The 17,284-nt window shown below is 55.7% G+C and carries 16 protein-coding genes; 10 read left to right on the top strand and 6 right to left on the bottom strand.

The window, feature by feature from the left end; translation table 11 throughout:
* Nucleotides 1–10: 10 nt before the first annotated feature.
* Nucleotides 11–730, top strand: coding sequence for a DUF6933 domain-containing protein (locus tag ACYSTU_RS01695; protein WP_498995377.1), 720 nt, complete (start codon nucleotides 11–13; stop codon nucleotides 728–730).
* Nucleotides 731–796: 66 nt separating this feature from the next.
* Nucleotides 797–1,936: a hypothetical protein gene (locus ACYSTU_RS01690; RefSeq protein ID WP_498995374.1), complete on the top strand. Its 1,140-nt coding sequence runs from the start codon at nucleotides 797–799 to the stop codon at nucleotides 1,934–1,936.
* Between the two features lie 3 nt (nucleotides 1,937–1,939).
* Here ACYSTU_RS01690 and ACYSTU_RS01685 read toward each other — a convergent pair whose 3' ends face one another.
* From ACYSTU_RS01685 to ACYSTU_RS01675, 3 genes are all read right to left on the bottom strand, one after another.
* Entirely contained in the window at nucleotides 1,940–2,926 is a 987-nt protein-coding gene (locus ACYSTU_RS01685; protein ID WP_498995371.1) for a hypothetical protein, read from the bottom strand.
* 164 nt (nucleotides 2,927–3,090) lie between these two features.
* Complete coding sequence (locus tag ACYSTU_RS01680) at nucleotides 3,091–3,825, bottom strand: HNH endonuclease (protein WP_498995367.1); 735 nt, start codon at nucleotides 3,823–3,825, stop codon at nucleotides 3,091–3,093.
* 114 nt (nucleotides 3,826–3,939) lie between these two features.
* On the bottom strand, nucleotides 3,940–4,473 hold the full coding sequence (locus tag ACYSTU_RS01675) for a BRO-N domain-containing protein (RefSeq protein ID WP_498995364.1): 534 nt from the start codon (nucleotides 4,471–4,473) through the stop codon (nucleotides 3,940–3,942).
* 573 nt (nucleotides 4,474–5,046) lie between these two features.
* On the opposite strand from ACYSTU_RS01675, the gene ACYSTU_RS01670 reads away from it, so the two are divergent.
* The gene (locus ACYSTU_RS01670; protein WP_498995362.1) at nucleotides 5,047–5,433 is read left to right on the top strand and encodes a hypothetical protein; all 387 of its coding nucleotides are present in this window, start codon (nucleotides 5,047–5,049) and stop codon (nucleotides 5,431–5,433) included.
* Between the two features lie 55 nt (nucleotides 5,434–5,488).
* Here the strand turns inward: ACYSTU_RS01670 and ACYSTU_RS01665 are convergent, their stop codons facing one another.
* The 3 genes from ACYSTU_RS01665 to ACYSTU_RS01655 form a co-directional block, all read right to left on the bottom strand.
* A complete protein-coding gene (locus tag ACYSTU_RS01665) occupies nucleotides 5,489–6,526 on the bottom strand; it encodes a hypothetical protein (protein WP_310405375.1) in 1,038 nt (345 codons plus the stop codon).
* A 186-nt stretch (nucleotides 6,527–6,712) separates the two neighbouring features.
* On the bottom strand, nucleotides 6,713–7,963 hold the full coding sequence (locus ACYSTU_RS01660; RefSeq protein ID WP_016773579.1) for a ribonucleotide-diphosphate reductase subunit beta: 1,251 nt from the start codon (nucleotides 7,961–7,963) through the stop codon (nucleotides 6,713–6,715).
* A 550-nt stretch (nucleotides 7,964–8,513) separates the two neighbouring features.
* Nucleotides 8,514–8,774, bottom strand: coding sequence for a DUF2790 domain-containing protein (locus tag ACYSTU_RS01655; protein ID WP_016773580.1), 261 nt, complete (start codon nucleotides 8,772–8,774; stop codon nucleotides 8,514–8,516).
* A gap of 423 nt (nucleotides 8,775–9,197) precedes the next feature.
* Here ACYSTU_RS01655 and acs point away from each other — a divergent pair, with 423 nt between their 5' ends.
* The 7 genes from acs (at nucleotide 9,198) to argR (ending at nucleotide 17,279) form a co-directional block, all read left to right on the top strand.
* On the top strand, nucleotides 9,198–11,153 hold the full coding sequence (gene acs, locus ACYSTU_RS01650) for an acetate--CoA ligase (RefSeq protein WP_016773581.1): 1,956 nt from the start codon (nucleotides 9,198–9,200) through the stop codon (nucleotides 11,151–11,153).
* Nucleotides 11,154–11,892: 739 nt separating this feature from the next.
* Nucleotides 11,893–12,666: an ABC transporter substrate-binding protein gene (locus tag ACYSTU_RS01645; protein WP_024014020.1), complete on the top strand. Its 774-nt coding sequence runs from the start codon at nucleotides 11,893–11,895 to the stop codon at nucleotides 12,664–12,666.
* A gap of 91 nt (nucleotides 12,667–12,757) precedes the next feature.
* Nucleotides 12,758–13,447 carry an ABC transporter permease gene (locus ACYSTU_RS01640; protein WP_016773583.1) on the top strand — a complete coding sequence of 230 codons (690 nt, stop codon included), beginning with the start codon at nucleotides 12,758–12,760 and terminating at the stop codon, nucleotides 13,445–13,447.
* Complete coding sequence (locus tag ACYSTU_RS01635; protein ID WP_024014019.1) at nucleotides 13,444–14,142, top strand: ABC transporter permease; 699 nt, start codon at nucleotides 13,444–13,446, stop codon at nucleotides 14,140–14,142. The genes ACYSTU_RS01640 and ACYSTU_RS01635 overlap by 4 nt, the downstream gene beginning before the upstream one ends.
* A 1-nt stretch (nucleotide 14,143) precedes the next feature.
* Nucleotides 14,144–15,256 (top strand): succinylglutamate desuccinylase/aspartoacylase family protein, encoded by a 1,113-nt coding sequence (locus tag ACYSTU_RS01630; protein WP_476312931.1) that lies wholly within the window; start codon nucleotides 14,144–14,146, stop codon nucleotides 15,254–15,256.
* A 27-nt stretch (nucleotides 15,257–15,283) separates the two neighbouring features.
* A complete protein-coding gene (locus tag ACYSTU_RS01625) occupies nucleotides 15,284–16,048 on the top strand; it encodes an ABC transporter ATP-binding protein (protein ID WP_007912705.1) in 765 nt (254 codons plus the stop codon).
* Between the two features lie 250 nt (nucleotides 16,049–16,298).
* Entirely contained in the window at nucleotides 16,299–17,279 is a 981-nt protein-coding gene (argR, locus tag ACYSTU_RS01620; protein ID WP_024014018.1) for a transcriptional regulator ArgR, read from the top strand.
* Nucleotides 17,280–17,284: the final 5 nt, after the last annotated feature.

Genomic DNA, 17,284 nt, shown 5'->3' with positions numbered 1-17,284 from the left:
GAGAATCTGAATGTTGATCTTCAATTGCACCGAAGCCGCCAGCAAGTTCTTCAGCCGTGTTCATAAAGGCAAAACGATCACGCCGGTGGACACCAAACCGCCGTCATCAGTTATTGAGGATGATGAGCTGAACGGCGCGGACGAACAGTGGTTGGTTCATGCGATCACTGTGCAGCGCAAACATGTGTTGTTGGTCCTGCACATCAAAACCCGCTATTGCGTGATCCTGGCTGACGCGAAAAAAGCCGACGATCACGAGTTCGTTTTGCGCTTCACCGAGCGTTGGGTGAATGGCCTGATGATCAATGCCCAAAACCATGGCCTCGGACAATGGCTAGACCCCGAGGTGATGTTGGCGCGGATGCAACAGACTTGTGAGCACCAGCGATTCTATCGGCGCGGCCATCGCAGCGCGCAAAAACACATTGATGAAATTGCCTGGTGTTTTCGAGACAAGGTCGCTGGAACGGGTTGCTTACCACCCAATGAAGTCACGGCGATGGTTTTCGACGAACAAATGAACGACACGCCAAGAAACAGCAAGGGAGCCAAGTCCTATAACTTCCCGGACGAGGAAATGACGCTTCACTGGCTGCGCCATTATTGCTTCCTCGATGATGTCCAGCTGCATGCTGCGAAAGAGCGCCGGCATCAAGTCGCGCGGGAGATAGCGGAGATGGAGCGCAAGGCTTTTATGGAAGAGTATGAGAGGCAGGATTCGAGGAATTGAGTCTGGCCCGTCACCATTTGCGACGCTTTTTTACGGGCAACGGCCCGCTCATTCAAGGATGAAACGATGCATCTTGGACTGTTGCGTATCAACTTGGCTTTAGCACTTGTAGCTTTATGTCTCTCACCGCGCACCTGGGCCGAAGACAACAGGCAAGTCTTTACCGGCACCTTGGGTAAAGCCGCGATTGTTGTCGAGCTCGACGCGCGCTACAACGAAGGACGTTATTTTTACCGAAAATACCGAACCGACCTTGCGCTGGAAACTAGTAAAGAGGGCGACGCGTTGGTGATGCTGGAAGGCGCTGCGATGGACGGTGACTCGCGCCCGACCTTGCGCTTGCTGCCCACACTCAGCGGTTGGAGCGGCGAGTGGAAGGCCCAATCCGGAAAAACGCTAAAAGTGGACCTACAACCCGCCAGGCTTCCTGATGTTCCTGCAGATGCCGCGCCATATCTGGCGCAACTGCATGACACACAGCCCTACGAATACCTGCGGCTTGAGGGTTTGCTGTTGAAAAAAGGCAAGACTGACACCTTCATGGGCTACACCCTGCAATGGTGGAGCGAGCCGAAGTCGGGGGCTTCGCTGTTTGAAGTGGTATCGGGTTACGCCCCGGCAGCGCAGGAACGCATCAATCAATATTTGAGGGCGCGGTTATGGAGCGAAGTGTCGCAACATTACGGTTGTTCGGGGAGTTACGCGCAATCCGCGCAGCCGCTGTGGATGTCCTCTTCAGTCATGAGCGTGCGAGTTTCCACCGAGTATTATTGCGGCGGTGCGTATCCTGATCAAAATAATGAATCGCTGAACTTCGATACGCGGACTGGGCAACTGTTGAGCCTTGAAGATGTGCTGTGGGTGGGCCAGGGCGAGCCGCTGCATCGTGAAGAATTACCAGACGCATCTTCGGAGGAAATCTCCAATTACCGCGCCAAAAAACTCGCCCCTTGGCTCGTCGAACAATTGTCGAAGCGTTACCCTACCGAAATGACCGTTGTCGCTGAGGGCGAAAATGATTGCGGCTATGACGAGCCAGAACCCTGGCAATTTCCTATGTGGCAGTTTGGAGAAAAAGGCGTCACCTTTTTTCCGTCCTATCCGCATGTCATGGCAGTTTGCGGATACGTCGAATGGGGCGTTCTACCCTATGGTCTGCTCAAGCAGCATCCGGGTGCCGTGAAACTGCAACTGCCCGAAAGCTAACTTTCATTCCAACCCCGGCGCTTCACGAATAATGAAGTGATCCAGGTTCTCGATATTGGCATTGAAGACCTCGAAAGGTTTTTCGGGGTTCTTCTTGCCGGGCACCTGCTTCAACTCCGGCGTCACCCCATAGAAGAAACAGAACAACGCCTTGTCGCTATCCACCGCATGCTTGATCTCTTCCAGGAACGCCTTGCGCTTGCGGTAGTTGTCGATCAGCTTCTTGTTCAGATAAACGCTGACCGGATACGGCTTCTTCTTACTGTCCTCGGGCTTCTTGAACCAGACCTTGTCCTCGAAGTCGATCCGAAAACTGGCGCTGTGGAAGTCCTCGATCTTCTTGATCCGCCCCCAGTAAATCAGCCCCTTGTTGTCCGTCAGATACTCGATCTTCTTGAAAAACGAACTGTACGGCGCCGTATGCTCGCCAATCTTCAACGGCATGCGCTTGAGCAACTCCTTGTCGGCGAAGTTGGAAACAAAACACTCCACCGGATGCGCAAACACACTGGTCTTGTCCGGCGCCGACTCACGACCCGCCGACTCCTTGCCACTGTCCGTCGCCGCCCGCAGCGGATCATCCCGCAACACATCCGCCGCTCCCGCTGGTGCGACAGGCTTGCGCACATATTCGCGCCGCGTCAGCAACAACTCTGATGGGAAGTGTTCCTCCCGCCCGTCATCCGCCTCGCCATCCAACGCCTCAACCCCAGACGCCGACGCCTTCAAACTCACATACGGACAACCCGCCACATGCTGCGTCGTGGGCAGATTCTTGAAGTGCGGCGTGCGCACGTAATTCACGTTCTTGGCGTTGAACGTACCCAACTCGTTGGCCGCCGCGAACGCCGAACGACAGGCATCGTTGGGGCACTGGAAATGTTCCTTCGCAGAGTCAAACGCCACCGTCTCATCGAAATTGAGATCGCGAACGTCATAGATCGACAACTTGTCGTCGAGGCTGAGGCAGTAGGCGAGATCGAATTTCATGGTGGGGCTCGGATCCTTGAGTGGGGGAGGGGGTATTAATAGCGGGAGGTGGGGTGGGTTGCACTGATTGTTTTCAAGAAGTGATGCAAACCTGTGGGAGCCAGCTTGCTGGCGATTGGTGGCATCAACCAGATTTCACGGCCGAGCGAGGGCAAGCTCTCTCGTCACATCGTTTTGCGGTTCGGGTACTCACGCTTTAACCGTTTAACCCTGTCATAGAGCGACTCGGTGAACTCCTTGCTGTCATTCGAGTGATGGCAGCGCCGATGGCAGTTCGGACAAAGCGCTACAGCGTTGCTGATTCGATCAGAGCCCTTATTCGCCAAATGCTTCACGTGATGAACTTCGAGGTAAGGCGAGTCATTTTTAGTGAACGGCGCCGGTTCACCGCAACCTTCACATATCCCTTTGGCTTTCTGACGGACCCATGCTCTAACCTTCGGGTCACGTATAAATGCAGTGCTTTGGGCGGGAGCGCGCTTCGGCTTCAAAATCCCAGCAGGTTCATCTTCAAGAGGCAGTTTCTCTAGCGCCAGAGCTCTCTGCTCTAGAGCTTCTTCATCCGCAGTCGCAACCGTTGGATCCCCAAGCGTGACCCCTTTTGCAATCAACACTGCTCGGATGGCTGGCTCAACGTTAGTCCCAACGTTTCTGGCAGGCTTGTACCCTTTGATGTATTCCCTATGCATTCTCAATAAAACGGCAGAGATGTTCTGCATGCGGAATTCAACTGAGCCTTCAGTGCGGTTGTGCAACGCAGCTGTACGCAGCACGCGATTCTCATGTGCTTTGTTAAATTTTTGGCCGATTCGCTCAAGCTCAAACATCTTCAGATAGGCATCAACCGCTGCCTCAATCTCAGCAACAGTCCAGTCAGTGTCTTTTTTCTTGTCGCTCATAAAATCGCCGAGGGTTGTAAACCCTCGGACGATACTGAGTGGCCATTACGGCTGTCTAGGAAAATTCCTACAGAGATTTGCGACAGTTCTCGCAAGTGATCTCACAAGCAGCACCTAACTCATCAGATGCTTCGAAGACTGAAATACCTCTGCAGCCTTCCGCCACCAAGACTTCGGGGCAGTCGCTCGCTGCTGTGTCTGACCCTGCAACAGATACGGCATATCTCGTAGCCGAATCCAGCTTTCATCCTGCCAATGCAACAGACTCACAGACATCTCAGGCCATTTCAAAAAACTCAGCATAGGTAGATCTGGATTTTCTGAGGACGCAGCATCGCGTAAGGCTGGAACCACCTGATGGGTCAGCCATTCGCGCAACGGCCGATTCCCTGGGACGTAGTGATACACCAACAGCGCATACACGCCTGACTCACTGAGCATCAATTGCTTTTCAGGTTGCCGATGATGCTCAATCCACAGAAAACGATGCTGATCCTTGTCCAGTTTGCTGACCATTCGATCACTGAGATGGACGCCCATCAAGCGACCAATATCGCGTGCGCAAAACCATGGCTGGCCTTCAAGGAGGAGGGCGTGGAGAGAGAGTTTGTGCAGAGTAAAAACAGTCGAACTTTGAGGTTCAGACATGGCAGGCCTCCACTGCTGGAAGCATGCAGATGATGTTGAGGTTGAAGCAGATTTCCTTCGTGCCGAAGGAGACATTTTTAGGCATATCCATTTACCTCTGTGTGATCTCAGCTTTCTTAAGGCTGGGTGCCGGGAGCTAAGAAACCCCACACAGAGGGCCGGACATATTCCCCTTTCGGGTCTTGTATTCGCCCACTCCCGGCATAACAGAGTTTTCTATGCGCACGGGGAAACCGTAGGCACAAAAAAGGCGCTACTGTCGGGTGCGGTTGATCCGCTGTGTGGGGTGTTTCTTAGGCACCGAACAGAAGCATAAGGTGTCGAAATTATATAATCAAGCAAGTCTGCGTATGGATTTTTTTTGCATAATAAAGTAGTGAGAAAAGAGTCTATAATTCGCACAGGCTTGTAGGATATATCGTTGTCACTATTAGGAATTGGGGTGTTAGATGGGGTGGGTTGATTTGAATGCTGAATTGGTGATAGCACTGAGTGCTGTGCTTGTTTCGGTAATATCTTTATTCGTTGGCGTAAGTACTTTGAGTACTCAGAGGGAGGCACAATAAGTTGTCCTTGAGGTCTATCGCTCACTTCTCAAAAGGGGATTATGATGATCTTATTTTTATATCTCTAAAGAATAATGGGGTCGGCCCATTGATTGTTGATGAGTTTTCCGTTGTAAACAGAGAAGGCGTGTTTAAAAGACTCATCGATTCTTTCGGTTGCTTGGCTGTTGAGGTAGTGTGGGACGGTTTTGCAGATAATATCGACGGAAGGGTGCTTGCTCCTGGTGATGAGTTTGTGCTGGTTAAGGTTGGTTTTGATTCTAGCCAGAGAGACCTAAGAGCTTTAATTAGATCCGCGCTTGCCACAACTGTTTTGTTGTTGGTTTATAGGAGTATATACAACGAAATGCAGCCGCCTATCACTTTCAGATTGGAATGGTTTGCGCGGCACTGAAGGAAAGGGGTAGACCTATTAGGTGTTGCTTGGAATACCCTTCTATACATAAGCTTCATAGTTCGTGGAATCGTGTTTTATCAAGGCTTTCAAGCTTTTGAGTGTCGTATTTTGGTGGTTCTAACTTCAAATCTTTGGAGGCATCAATTATGTTGGTTGAGTCAATGCGATGAATAACTAGGTCCCAGATTTTTTGTCGGGTTTGCAAATCCAGTATTCCATCCATGCCGGCAGTCGAGTTTCCAAAAATCATCCCGTAAAGCATTAAAGCTGTTGCAATGTTCTTAGGCTCTTTTATGTTTTTTATTTTTGCCCATATGTCTCCAGGGGAGTGATACTGGGCTTTGGTGGTGAGCGTTAATAAATGCTGCCGTAAATAATGTAGCAAGGCTTCATTGAAGTTTTCAACTGTTAGATGTTCTGATTCTTTTGCGAAGATTTCGATTTCGTTTAAAAAGTTCAGCAGTGATACCATGCTTTGGTTTTTAATCTCATCCTTGGTGCGAATTCTTATAGATAAGTGTAGTGCTCCGTCAAGTATAAAGGATGGATAAAGTGTGTGGGCAATTGCTTCTACGTGTTTGTCTACGTTGAATACTGTCTGATTGGCTTTTAAAGTTGACTGTAACCCATAAGGGATATTTGCCCGAGAAATTGAAGGTCCCCAATCAATATTTCGACGCAGCTTGAAACTCATTGTTGTTGAGTTGTTTTGGTAGGTGTCGTGATATGTGATATTTGGGGTGTTTTCTATGTATGGAGTGGATGTTACTAACCCAACTCGAATGCTAGCGCTACTAACTGTTATCACCCAGTCACCTACGCCAATATCGAATATAAAATGCTTGATCTGACTGAACTGACTGGCGGCTTGCCTTCTGTTTAACTCTTTAAGCTTTGCTTTTGTTATCGTTGTAGTACGAAGTTCTTCGTAGTCTGGCAGAAAATTTTTAGTATCTTCTACTTGAATTTCAAGCTCGTCAAAGTGCCCTATCGCTACAATCGAATTTTGTACGAAATTCTGGTAGTACGCACCTCCTTCGGCGCGCACTACCCAATAGCGTCTATTTGAAGGGATCTGGTATGCGCGCATATTAACTCGTTTTAGACATTGGAAAGATTGTTTGTTATAGCATGGCGCTGCGCCATCATCAATCTTGAGTTTTTGCTAGTTTTACGGGTGGGGCTGACTAGAACTTAAAAAAAAGCCCTGATATTCAGGGCTCTTATTTTTTATCTTAAATTACCGAGCCTCGAAGGAATCGGTAGGCTGTAGAGATTAATCCCAGCTCAACGCCCCACCAGTTTGGTATTCGATCACGCGAGTCTCAAAGAAATTCTTCTCTTTCTTCAAGTCCATAATCTCGCTCATCCAAGGGAACGGGTTAGTCGTCCCTGGGTACTCTTCCTTCAAACCAATCTGGCTCAAACGACGGTTAGCGATGAACTTCAGGTAGTCCTCCATCATCGCCGCATTCATACCCAACACCCCGCGAGGCATGGTGTCGCGGGCGTATTCGATCTCCAGCTGCGTGCCCTGCAGGATCATCTGGGTCGCTTCTTCCTTCATTTCGGCGTCCCACAGGTGTGGGTTTTCGATTTTGATCTGGTTGATCACGTCGATGCCGAAGTTCAGGTGCATGGATTCGTCGCGCAGGATGTACTGGAACTGCTCGGCGACGCCGGTCATTTTGTTGCGGCGGCCCATGGAGAGGATTTGGGTGAAGCCGCAGTAGAAGAAGATGCCTTCCAGAACGCAGTAGTAGGCGATCAGGTTGCGCAGCAACTCTTTGTCGGTTTCCGGGGTGCCGGTTTCGAACTTCGGATCGGAGATCGAACGGGTGTACTTCAGGCCCCAGGCTGCTTTCTTCGCGACCGATGGGATCTCGTGGTACATGTTGAAGATTTCGCCTTCATCCATGGCCAGCGATTCGATGCAGTACTGGTAGGCGTGGGTGTGGATCGCTTCTTCGAAAGCCTGGCGCAGGATGTACTGGCGGCATTCCGGGTTGGTGATCAAACGGTACACGGCCAGCACCAAGTTGTTGGCAACCAGGGAGTCGGCGGTGGAGAAGAAGCCGAGGTTGCGCATGACGATGCGGCGCTCGTCGTCGGTCAGGCCTTCCGGGTTTTTCCAGAGGGCGATGTCGGCGGTCATGTTGACTTCTTGCGGCATCCAGTGGTTTGCGCAACCGTCCAGATACTTCTGCCAGGCCCAGTCGTACTTGAATGGCACGAGTTGGTTGAGGTCGGCGCGGCAGTTGATCATACGCTTTTCGTCAACGGCGACACGGGCGGAGGCGCCTTCGAGTTCGGCGAGGCCTTCGGCGACGTCGAGGGAGTTCAGTGCAGCCTTGGCGCGGGCCACGGCGGCCGAGTCGTCGGCGGTGACGGCGCGGGCTTCCAGCGCTGCGGCGCCGCCGGCGTTGTCGAGGCGGTCCATGTTGGCTTCGCTTGCGTGGCCGGCGTTGGCGCCTTTCACGGTTGCGACTTCACTGTCTTCTTTATCGAATTCGTCCCAGCTCAGCATGACGTGTCGTCTCCTGCGTGAGGGCTTGTGCCCGTGTGAAACCTGATGGGTTGGCTTTTCACACGGCCAAACAAGCCGCGTTGGATGTCGTTTTTTGCAGCGTTGCACGCAGGCAAATAAACAGAAATTTTGACGGGTTCCGAGAGCCTCTGATGGGCGCAATCAGCGTCTGGCACTGTTGCGGGGCTTCAGAATGGCTTTTGCTCCCTGTAAGGGAATATTGCTGACCCGTATAGGGCGGCATTATAGGGAAATTTTTACCGGCGTGGTGCGGCGAATCGGCTCATGGCGAGGCCGAGGAGGGGGTGGATTTCGATCCGACCGAGGGATTACAGGGCTTTGCGCGGAGTCGACCCCGGCAGATTTTTTTTCGTTAATTTTTTGGCAGGTGTTTTTTTGTTTAAAAAATAGCCAGAAAAGTGGGTTTTTCACTATATCTAGTGTTTTGCAAGCGTTTTTCACGGCTTCAGACACAACTGAGCCCGACCGAAGTCGGGCTGGAATCGACCCTCAATGTAGCGCTGAGCGATCCGATTCGGTGCAGTCTGATTCAGTTCGTGCAGCCGTTGCCCATGATGCTGTAGCGCAGGATGTGGCGTTGGCCTTTGGAGTCGTCGTATTCCATTTTTGCCGGTACAACTTCGCAGACATTTGGAATTTCGCTCATCGATACAACTTTGGCGATGTCCAGGTGTGTGGAGTAAGTGTATTCCTCGATGACCGGTTGTTGCTGTGCGACATCAGTCGGGACCTCGTCTGCCATGGCGGTTGCGCACAGACTGCTGAGGGCCAGAACCAATAAAGCTTTCATTTCTAATTCACCTTTTTGAGGTCGAGTGGGGTCACGCAACCTTTTTAGGGTTGCGTGTGGAGCTTGAGTATTTGATGCGTTACTTGGAGAGCTGGATTAACGGCCTTCGTGGGGGCTGTAACGTTGTTAATCGCGGTTGCCTTGTTGGCGAGGTGAATTTTAGGGCGGTGGGGTGTCGGTAAACAGGGGCGGTTTTGATAAACACTTTTGATAGATTTGGTAACAATCGATTGAGGTCTTGGTGTCTGGCCGGATGGGGTTTGCCTGACGGATCGCGTTGACTGCATCGCTGGCAAGCCAGCTCCCACATGGAATGCGGACATTTTGTAGGGGCTTGTTACTACCATCGTCGAATGGTTCTATGGCCCCCACCCGGCTACAACGGGGTCATACAAAAACAACTATTACACCGAGGTAGGAAAGATGAGTGCGGCTTCTCTGTATCCCGTTCGTCCCGAGGTTCTGGCAAACACGCTGACTGACGAGGCGACCTACAAAGCCATGTACCAGCAGTCGGTCGTCAACCCTGACGGCTTCTGGCGCGAGCAAGCCAAGCGTCTGGACTGGATCAAGCCTTTCACCACGGTGAAGCAGACGTCGTTCGACGATCACCATGTCGACATCAAGTGGTTTGCCGACGGCACCTTGAACGTTTCCTATAACTGCCTCGACCGTCATCTGGCCGAGCGCGGCGACCAAGTCGCAATCATCTGGGAAGGCGACGATCCTTCCGAAAGCCGCAACATCACCTACCGCGAACTGCACGAGCAAGTGTGCAAACTGGCCAACGCCCTGCGTGGTCAGGACGTGCACCGTGGCGACGTGGTGACCATTTACATGCCGATGATCCCCGAAGCCGTGGTCGCCATGTTGGCTTGCACCCGGATCGGCGCGATTCACTCGGTGGTGTTCGGCGGTTTCTCGCCGGAAGCCTTGGCCGGTCGCATCATCGACTGCCGCTCGAAAGTGGTGATCACCGCTGACGAAGGCATCCGTGCCGGCAAGAAGATTTCCCTCAAGGCCAACGTCGACGACGCCCTGACCAACCCGGAAACCAGCAGCATCCAGAAAGTCATCGTCTGCAAGCGCACCGGTGGCGACATCAAGTGGAACCAGCATCGCGACATCTGGTACGAAGACCTGATGAAGGTCGCGGGCACCGTTTGCGCGCCGAAAGAGATGGGCGCCGAAGAAGCGTTGTTCATCCTTTATACCTCCGGCTCCACTGGCAAGCCGAAGGGCGTGCAGCACACCACCGGCGGTTATCTGCTGTATGCGGCGATGACCCACGAACGCGTGTTCGACTACCGTCCGGGCGAAATCTACTGGTGCACCGCCGACGTCGGCTGGGTCACCGGCCACAGTTACATCGTCTACGGCCCGCTGGCCAACGGCGCGACCACCGTGCTGTTCGAAGGTGTGCCGAACTACCCGGACATCACCCGGGTGGCGAAGATCATCGACAAGCACAAGGTCAACATCCTCTACACCGCGCCGACCGCGATCCGCGCGATGATGGCCTCGGGTCAGGCTGCCGTGGAAGGCGCCGATGGCAGCAGCCTGCGCCTGCTCGGTTCGGTCGGTGAGCCGATCAACCCGGAAGCCTGGGACTGGTACTACAAGAATGTCGGCAAGTCGCGTTGCCCGATCGTCGATACCTGGTGGCAGACCGAGACTGGCGGCAACATGATGAGCCCGCTGCCGGGTGCTCACGCGCTGAAGCCGGGTTCGGCGGCGCGTCCGTTCTTCGGTGTGGTGCCGGCGCTGGTCGACAACCTCGGCAACATCATCGAGGGCGAGGCTGAAGGCAACCTGGTGATTCTCGATTCGTGGCCTGGCCAGGCGCGTACGCTGTACGGCGATCACGATCGTTTCGTCGACACCTACTTCAAGACCTTCCGTGGCATGTACTTCACCGGTGACGGCGCGCGTCGCGATGCCGATGGTTACTACTGGATCACCGGGCGCGTGGACGACGTGCTCAACGTCTCCGGCCACCGCATGGGCACCGCCGAGATCGAGAGCGCGATGGTCGCGCATCCGAAGGTGGCCGAAGCTGCGGTGGTGGGCGTGCCGCATGACATCAAGGGGCAGGGCATCTATGTCTATGTGACCTTGAAGAACGGCGAGGAGCCGACCGAGCAACTGCGTCTGGAGCTGAAGAACTGGGTGCGCAAGGAGATCGGCCCGATTGCTTCGCCGGACGTGATCCAGTGGGCACCGGGGCTGCCGAAGACCCGTTCGGGCAAGATCATGCGCCGCATCCTGCGCAAGATTGCCACGGCGGAATATGACGGCTTGGGCGATATCTCGACCCTGGCGGATCCGGGTGTGGTGCAGCATTTGATTGATACGCACAAGACCATGAATGTTGCTTAAGCGTTAGAAACATAGGAGCCCTGTCCGGTGATGCCGGGCGGGGCTTTTTGTGTCTGGTGGATTTGTGTCGATCGGGCTGGCCTCTTCGCGAGCAGGCTCGCTCCCACAAGGAAACGGGCGCATTTCAAATGTTTTGATCGTTCCCACGCTCTGCGTGGGAATGCAGCAAGGGACGCTCTGCGTCCCAGAAGCCGACGCAGAGCGTCGAGGGAGGCGTTCCCACGCTGAGCGTGGGAACGATCAGCGACTCAACCAATAATTATCGATCTGCACCGTCAGGCCTTTCTCGCTGTTACCCGCCACAACCCAATGTGTAACCGCCCGCGCCAAACCGGGGCGAAGGGAAACGCGGTGCGCCGTTTTAGAGCCTCCAAAGCCCCGCGGAAAAATAAGACATAACGCTGCGCTTGCCGGATTAGAAGGGTTTACGAATAATAGGCCCGCAACTTGCAATATGTATCGGTTCACTGTCTTTCGCTCTTGCATGAATTTGCTGGGCTGTCAATGAGCTCAAACCGCTTTCTCGGTGCATCTGTAATTAGTTGTCGCATTGAAGAAATATCGGCTTCGGGCCTGTCGTTAGAATGCCGATCACTCGCTCATCGTGGCTGACGTTGAAATCGCTTGCGGTTTCAATGGGAAATTTCCGCCGATGCGCAACCGATTTCCGATTCACCCATTCGCATATTGGGCTGTCGCTCACTCTGCCGTTTTTGCCCTTTACCGATGGAGTCCCAAGATGAAGAAACTTGTGCTGCTTGGCGCCCTGGCACTGTCCGTGCTGTCGCTGAATGCCGTCGCTGACGAAAAACCTGTGAAGATCGGCATCGAAGCGGCTTACCCTCCATTCGCTTCGAAAGCACCGGACGGCAGCATCGTCGGTTTCGACTACGACATCGGCAACGCGCTGTGCGAAGAGATGAAGGTCAAGTGCGTGTGGGTCGAGCAAGAGTTCGACGGTCTGATCCCGGCTCTCAAAGTGCGCAAGATCGACGCCATCCTGTCGTCGATGTCGATCACCGAAGATCGCAAGAAGTCGGTCGACTTCACCAACAAGTACTACAACACCCCGGCGCGTCTGGTCATGAAGGCCGGCACTCAGGTCAGCGAAGGTCTGGCTGAGCTGAAAGGCAAGAACATCGGCGTACAGCGTGGCTCGATCCACGAGCGTTTCGCCCGCGAAGTTCTGGCTCCATTGGGCGCCGAGATCAAGCCGTACGGCTCGCAGAACGAAATCTACCTCGACGTGGCTGCCGGTCGCCTCGACGGTACCGTGGCTGACGCCACCCTGCTGGACGATGGTTTCCTGAAAACCGACGCCGGCAAAGGCTTCGCATTCGTTGGCCCGGCCTTCACCGACGTCAAATACTTCGGCGACGGCGTAGGTATCGCAGTGCGCAAGGGCGACGCCCTGAAAGACAAGATCAACACTGCCATCGCGGCCATCCGCGAAAACGGCAAATACAAAGCAATCCAGGACAAGTACTTCGCCTTCGACATCTACGGCAAGTAAGACGTCTCTGCGACAAGTCCGAAATGGCGCAAGCAACAGAATCTCTGCGGTTTGCGCCATTTTTTCATCCCAACTTTCGAGGACCTGAATCATGTTGAAAGGCTACGGGGCTGTCATCCTCGATGGCGCATGGCTGACGCTTCAGCTCGCCTTGTCGTCCATGGCTCTGGCCATCGTTCTCGGGCTGATCGGTGTCGCGTTGCGCCTGTCGCCGGTGCGCTGGCTGGCGTGGCTGGGCGACCTGTATTCGACGGTGATCCGCGGCATTCCCGATCTGGTGCTGATCCTGCTGATCTTCTACGGCGGTCAGGACTTGCTCAACCGCGTCGCGCCGATGCTCGGCTATGACGACTACATCGACCTGAACCCGCTGGCCGCCGGTATCGGCACCCTCGGTTTCATCTTCGGTGCGTACCTCTCGGAGACCTTCCGCGGTGCGTTCATGGCGATCCCCAAGGGCCAGGCCGAAGCGGGCATGGCGTACGGCATGAGCAGTTTTCAGGTGTTCTTCCGGGTGATGGTGCCGCAGATGATTCGTCTGGCGATTCCCGGCTTCACCAACAACTGGCTGGTACTGACCAAGGCCACCGCGCTGATTTCCGTGGTCGGTCTGCAAGACATGATGTTCAAGGCCAAGCAGGCGGCGGATGCCACGCGCGAGCCTTTCACCTTCTTCCTCGCAGTGGCGGCGATGTACCTGGTGATCACCAGTGTTTCGTTGCTGGCATTGCGTCACCTTGAGAAGCGCTACTCGGTAGGCGTAAGGGCGGCTGATCTATGATCTTCGACTACAACGTCATCTGGGAGGCACTGCCGCTGTACTTCAGCGGCCTGCTGACCACCCTCAAACTGCTCGCGCTGTCGCTGTTCTTCGGTTTGCTCGCGGCGTTGCCGCTGGGGCTGATGCGCGTCTCGAAAAACCCGTTCGTCAACGGCGCCGCGTGGCTGTACACCTACGTGATTCGCGGCACGCCGATGCTGGTGCAGCTGTTCCTGATCTACTACGGTCTGGCCCAGTTCGAAGCGGTACGCGAAAGCTTCCTGTGGCCGTGGCTGTCCAGCGCAACGTTCTGCGCATGCCTGGCTTTCGCCGTGAACACCAGCGCCTACACCGCAGAAATCATCGCCGGCAGCCTGAAGGCCACGCCGAACGGTGAGATCGAAGCGGCCAAGGCCATGGGCATGTCGCGCTTCAAACTGTACAAGCGCATCCTGCTGCCGTCGGCCCTGCGCCGGGCGCTGCCGCAGTACAGCAACGAAGTGATCATGATGCTGCAGACCACCAGTCTGGCGTCGATCGTGACCCTGATCGACATCACTGGCGCGGCACGTACCGTCAATGCGCAGTTCTACCTGCCGTTCGAGGCGTACATCACCGCTGGCGTGTTCTACCTGTGCCTGACCTTCATTCTGGTCAAGCTGTTCAAACTGGCCGAGCGTCGCTGGTTGAGCTACCTCGCGCCACGGAAGCACTGATATGCAACGCATCGACCACGTATTGCCGTGGAGCCACTTGGGCAGCGAGCGCAAGGTTTCGGTTTTCCGTTTCGGCAGCGGCGAGCGCAAGGCCTACATCCAGGCCAGCCTGCACGCCGATGAACTGCCGGGCATGCGCACCGCCTGGGAGCTGAAAAAGCGCCTCGGCGAACTCGAAGCCCAAGGCTTGCTCAACGGCGTGATCGAGCTGGTGCCGGTGGCCAATCCGATCGGTCTCGGGCAATTGCTGCAAGGCAATTTCCAGGGCCGTTTCGAGGCGGGCAGCGGCAAGAATTTCAACCGTGATTTCGTCGAACTCAGCGCGCCGGTGGCGGCGGCACTGGGCGACAAGCTCGGCGATGATCCCCATGCCAACGTGCGCCTGATCCGCCAGGCAATGGCCGACCACTTGGCCGGCTTGCCTGAAGCGAGCAGCCAGTTGCAGGGCATGCAGCGTGTGCTGCTCAGCCACGCCTGCACCGCCGATGTGGTGCTGGATCTGCACTGCGATGCCGAAGCCGCGCTGCACATGTACGCGCTGCCGCAGCACTGGCCGCAGTGGCGTTCGCTGTCGGCGCACCTGCACGTCAAGGTTGGTTTGCTCGCGGAAGATTCCGGCGGCAGCTCGTTCGATGAAGCTTGCTCGTTGCCATGGCTGCGCCTGTCGCGGCAGTTTCCCGATGCGCAGATTCCGCTGGCGTGTCTGGCGACGACCATCGAGCTGGGCGGGCAGGCCGACACCGGCCGCGTCGAAGCCGAGGCTTATGCTGAAGGCATTCTGGCGTTCCTTGCCGAGCAAGGTCTGATCACCGGCGAGTGGCCGGACCCGGCCTTCGAACCGTGCGAAGGCATGCCGTTCGAAGGCACCGAATTGTTGTTCGCACCGCACCCCGGTGTGGTGAGTTTTTCCCGCAAGCCCGGCGAATGGGTCGAGGCGGGCGACGAGATTTTTCAAGTGATCGACCCTGTGTCCGATCGGGTCAGCACGGTATGTGCTGGTACGTCCGGGGTGCTGTTTGCCATTGAACGGCTGCGCTATGCCCAACCCGGTTTCTGGCTGGCCAAGGTGGCGGGGCGCGAAGCGCTGCGTCACGGGCGCTTGCTCAACGACTGACTGACTGTTTTTGTGAGAACCGACCGCATGTACAAACTTGAAGTCCAAGACCTGCATAAACGCTATGGCAGTCACGAAGTGCTCAAGGGCGTGTCCCTGAAAGCCGCCGCCGGCGATGTGATCAGCATCATCGGCTCCAGTGGCTCCGGCAAAAGTACTTTCCTGCGCTGCATCAACCTGCTCGAGCAGCCGCACGCCGGCAAGATCCTGCTCAACAACGAAGAGCTGAAGCTGGTGGCGAACAAGGACGGCGCGCTGAAAGCCGCTGATCCGAAGCAGCTGCAACGCATGCGTTCGCGCCTGTCGATGGTGTTTCAGCACTTCAATCTGTGGTCGCACATGACCGCGATTGAAAACATCATGGAAGCGCCGGTGCACGTGCTTGGCGTACCCAAGTACGAAGCGCGGGAAAAAGCCGAGTACTACCTGAACAAGGTTGGCGTGGCCCATCGCAAAGACGCGTTCCCGGGGCACATGTCCGGCGGCGAGCAGCAGCGCGTGGCGATCGCTCGGGCGCTGGCGATGGAGCCGGAAGTGATGCTGTTCGACGAACCGACCTCGGCCCTCGACCCGGAACTGGTCGGCGACGTGTTGAAAGTCATGCAGGCGCTGGCGCAGGAAGGCCGCACCATGGTCGTGGTGACCCACGAAATGGGCTTCGCCCGTGAAGTGTCGAACCAGTTGGTGTTCTTGCACAAAGGCGTCGTCGAAGAAAGCGGCAACCCGCGCGAAGTGCTGGTCAACCCGCAATCGGAGCGCTTGCAGCAATTCCTGTCGGGTAGCCTGAAATAAATCAGGGCTGCCGTTGTGCACCAGATTAGGTCATGCTTCGCGATCTTCTGGCTGGCTCAGATCCCCTGTGGGAGCGAGCCTGCTCGCGAAAGCGGTAGAACAGCCAGCAATTATGTTGACTGGTACACCGCCTTCGCGAGCAGGCTCGCTCCCACATTCTGATCTTCACCGGTTTCAGGATTTGTATTCATTTCCGGGCTAGCATTGGCCCATGCCTTCATCACCGTTGTTCGTTTCGGATTGCCCGCCCATGACTGCCCATCGAATTGGTTTCCTGATTTGGCCCAGCACTAAAGCGTTGACGCTGGCGCTGGCGGAGGAGGCCTTGCGTGTTGCGCAGCGGGTGCACCCGGACGTGGTTTACGAACTGTCGTTCTTGCAGGCCGAGCCGCAGAGCGAAGGGGCCTGGCAATTGCCCGGCGAACCCTGGGCCGGCAAGCTCGAGAATTTCCAGAAACTGTTCCTGCTCGCCGACGAGCCGCCGACCACCCTGGCACCGGCGCTGAGCAGTGCGCTCAAGCAACTGGTGCGTGCCGGTTGCGTGATCGGTGGTCTGTCGGCCGGTGTCTATCCGCTGGCCCAGCTCGGTTTGCTCGACGGTTATCGCGCCGCCGTGCACTGGCGCTGGCAGGACGATTTCGCTGAGCGCTTCCCGAAAGTCATCGCCACCAGTCATCTGTTCGACTGGGATCGCGATCGTCTGACCGCTTGTGGTGGCATGTCGGTGCTCGACCTGTTGCTGGCGGTGCTGGCCCGCGATCACGGTGCGGAGCTGGCCGGTGCGGTGTCGGAAGAACTGGTGGTCGAGCGCATCCGCGAGGGCGGTGAGCGTCAGCGCATTCCGTTGCAGAATCGCCTCGGCTCCAGCCATCCGAAGCTCACCCAGGCGGTGTTGCTGATGGAAGCCAACATCGAAGAGCCGCTGACCACCGACGAAATCGCCCAGCATGTGTGCGTATCCCGTCGGCAGTTGGAGCGGATCTTCAAGCAATACCTCAACCGCGTGCCGAGCCAGTACTACCTGGAACTGCGCCTGAACAAGGCCCGGCAGATGTTGATGCAGACCAGCAAGTCGATCATCCAGATCGGCTTGTCCTGTGGCTTCTCCTCGGGGCCGCACTTCTCCAGCGCCTATCGCAATTTCTTCGGTGCCACGCCGCGGGAAGATCGCAACCAGCGACGCAGCAGCAGCCCGTTCGAATTGTCGTCAGTGCCGCCGGAGCGTGGCTGAGCGCG

It is taken from the genome of Pseudomonas glycinis, from assembly GCF_054871425.1.
This window is presented reverse-complemented; position numbering and strand designations above follow the sequence as displayed.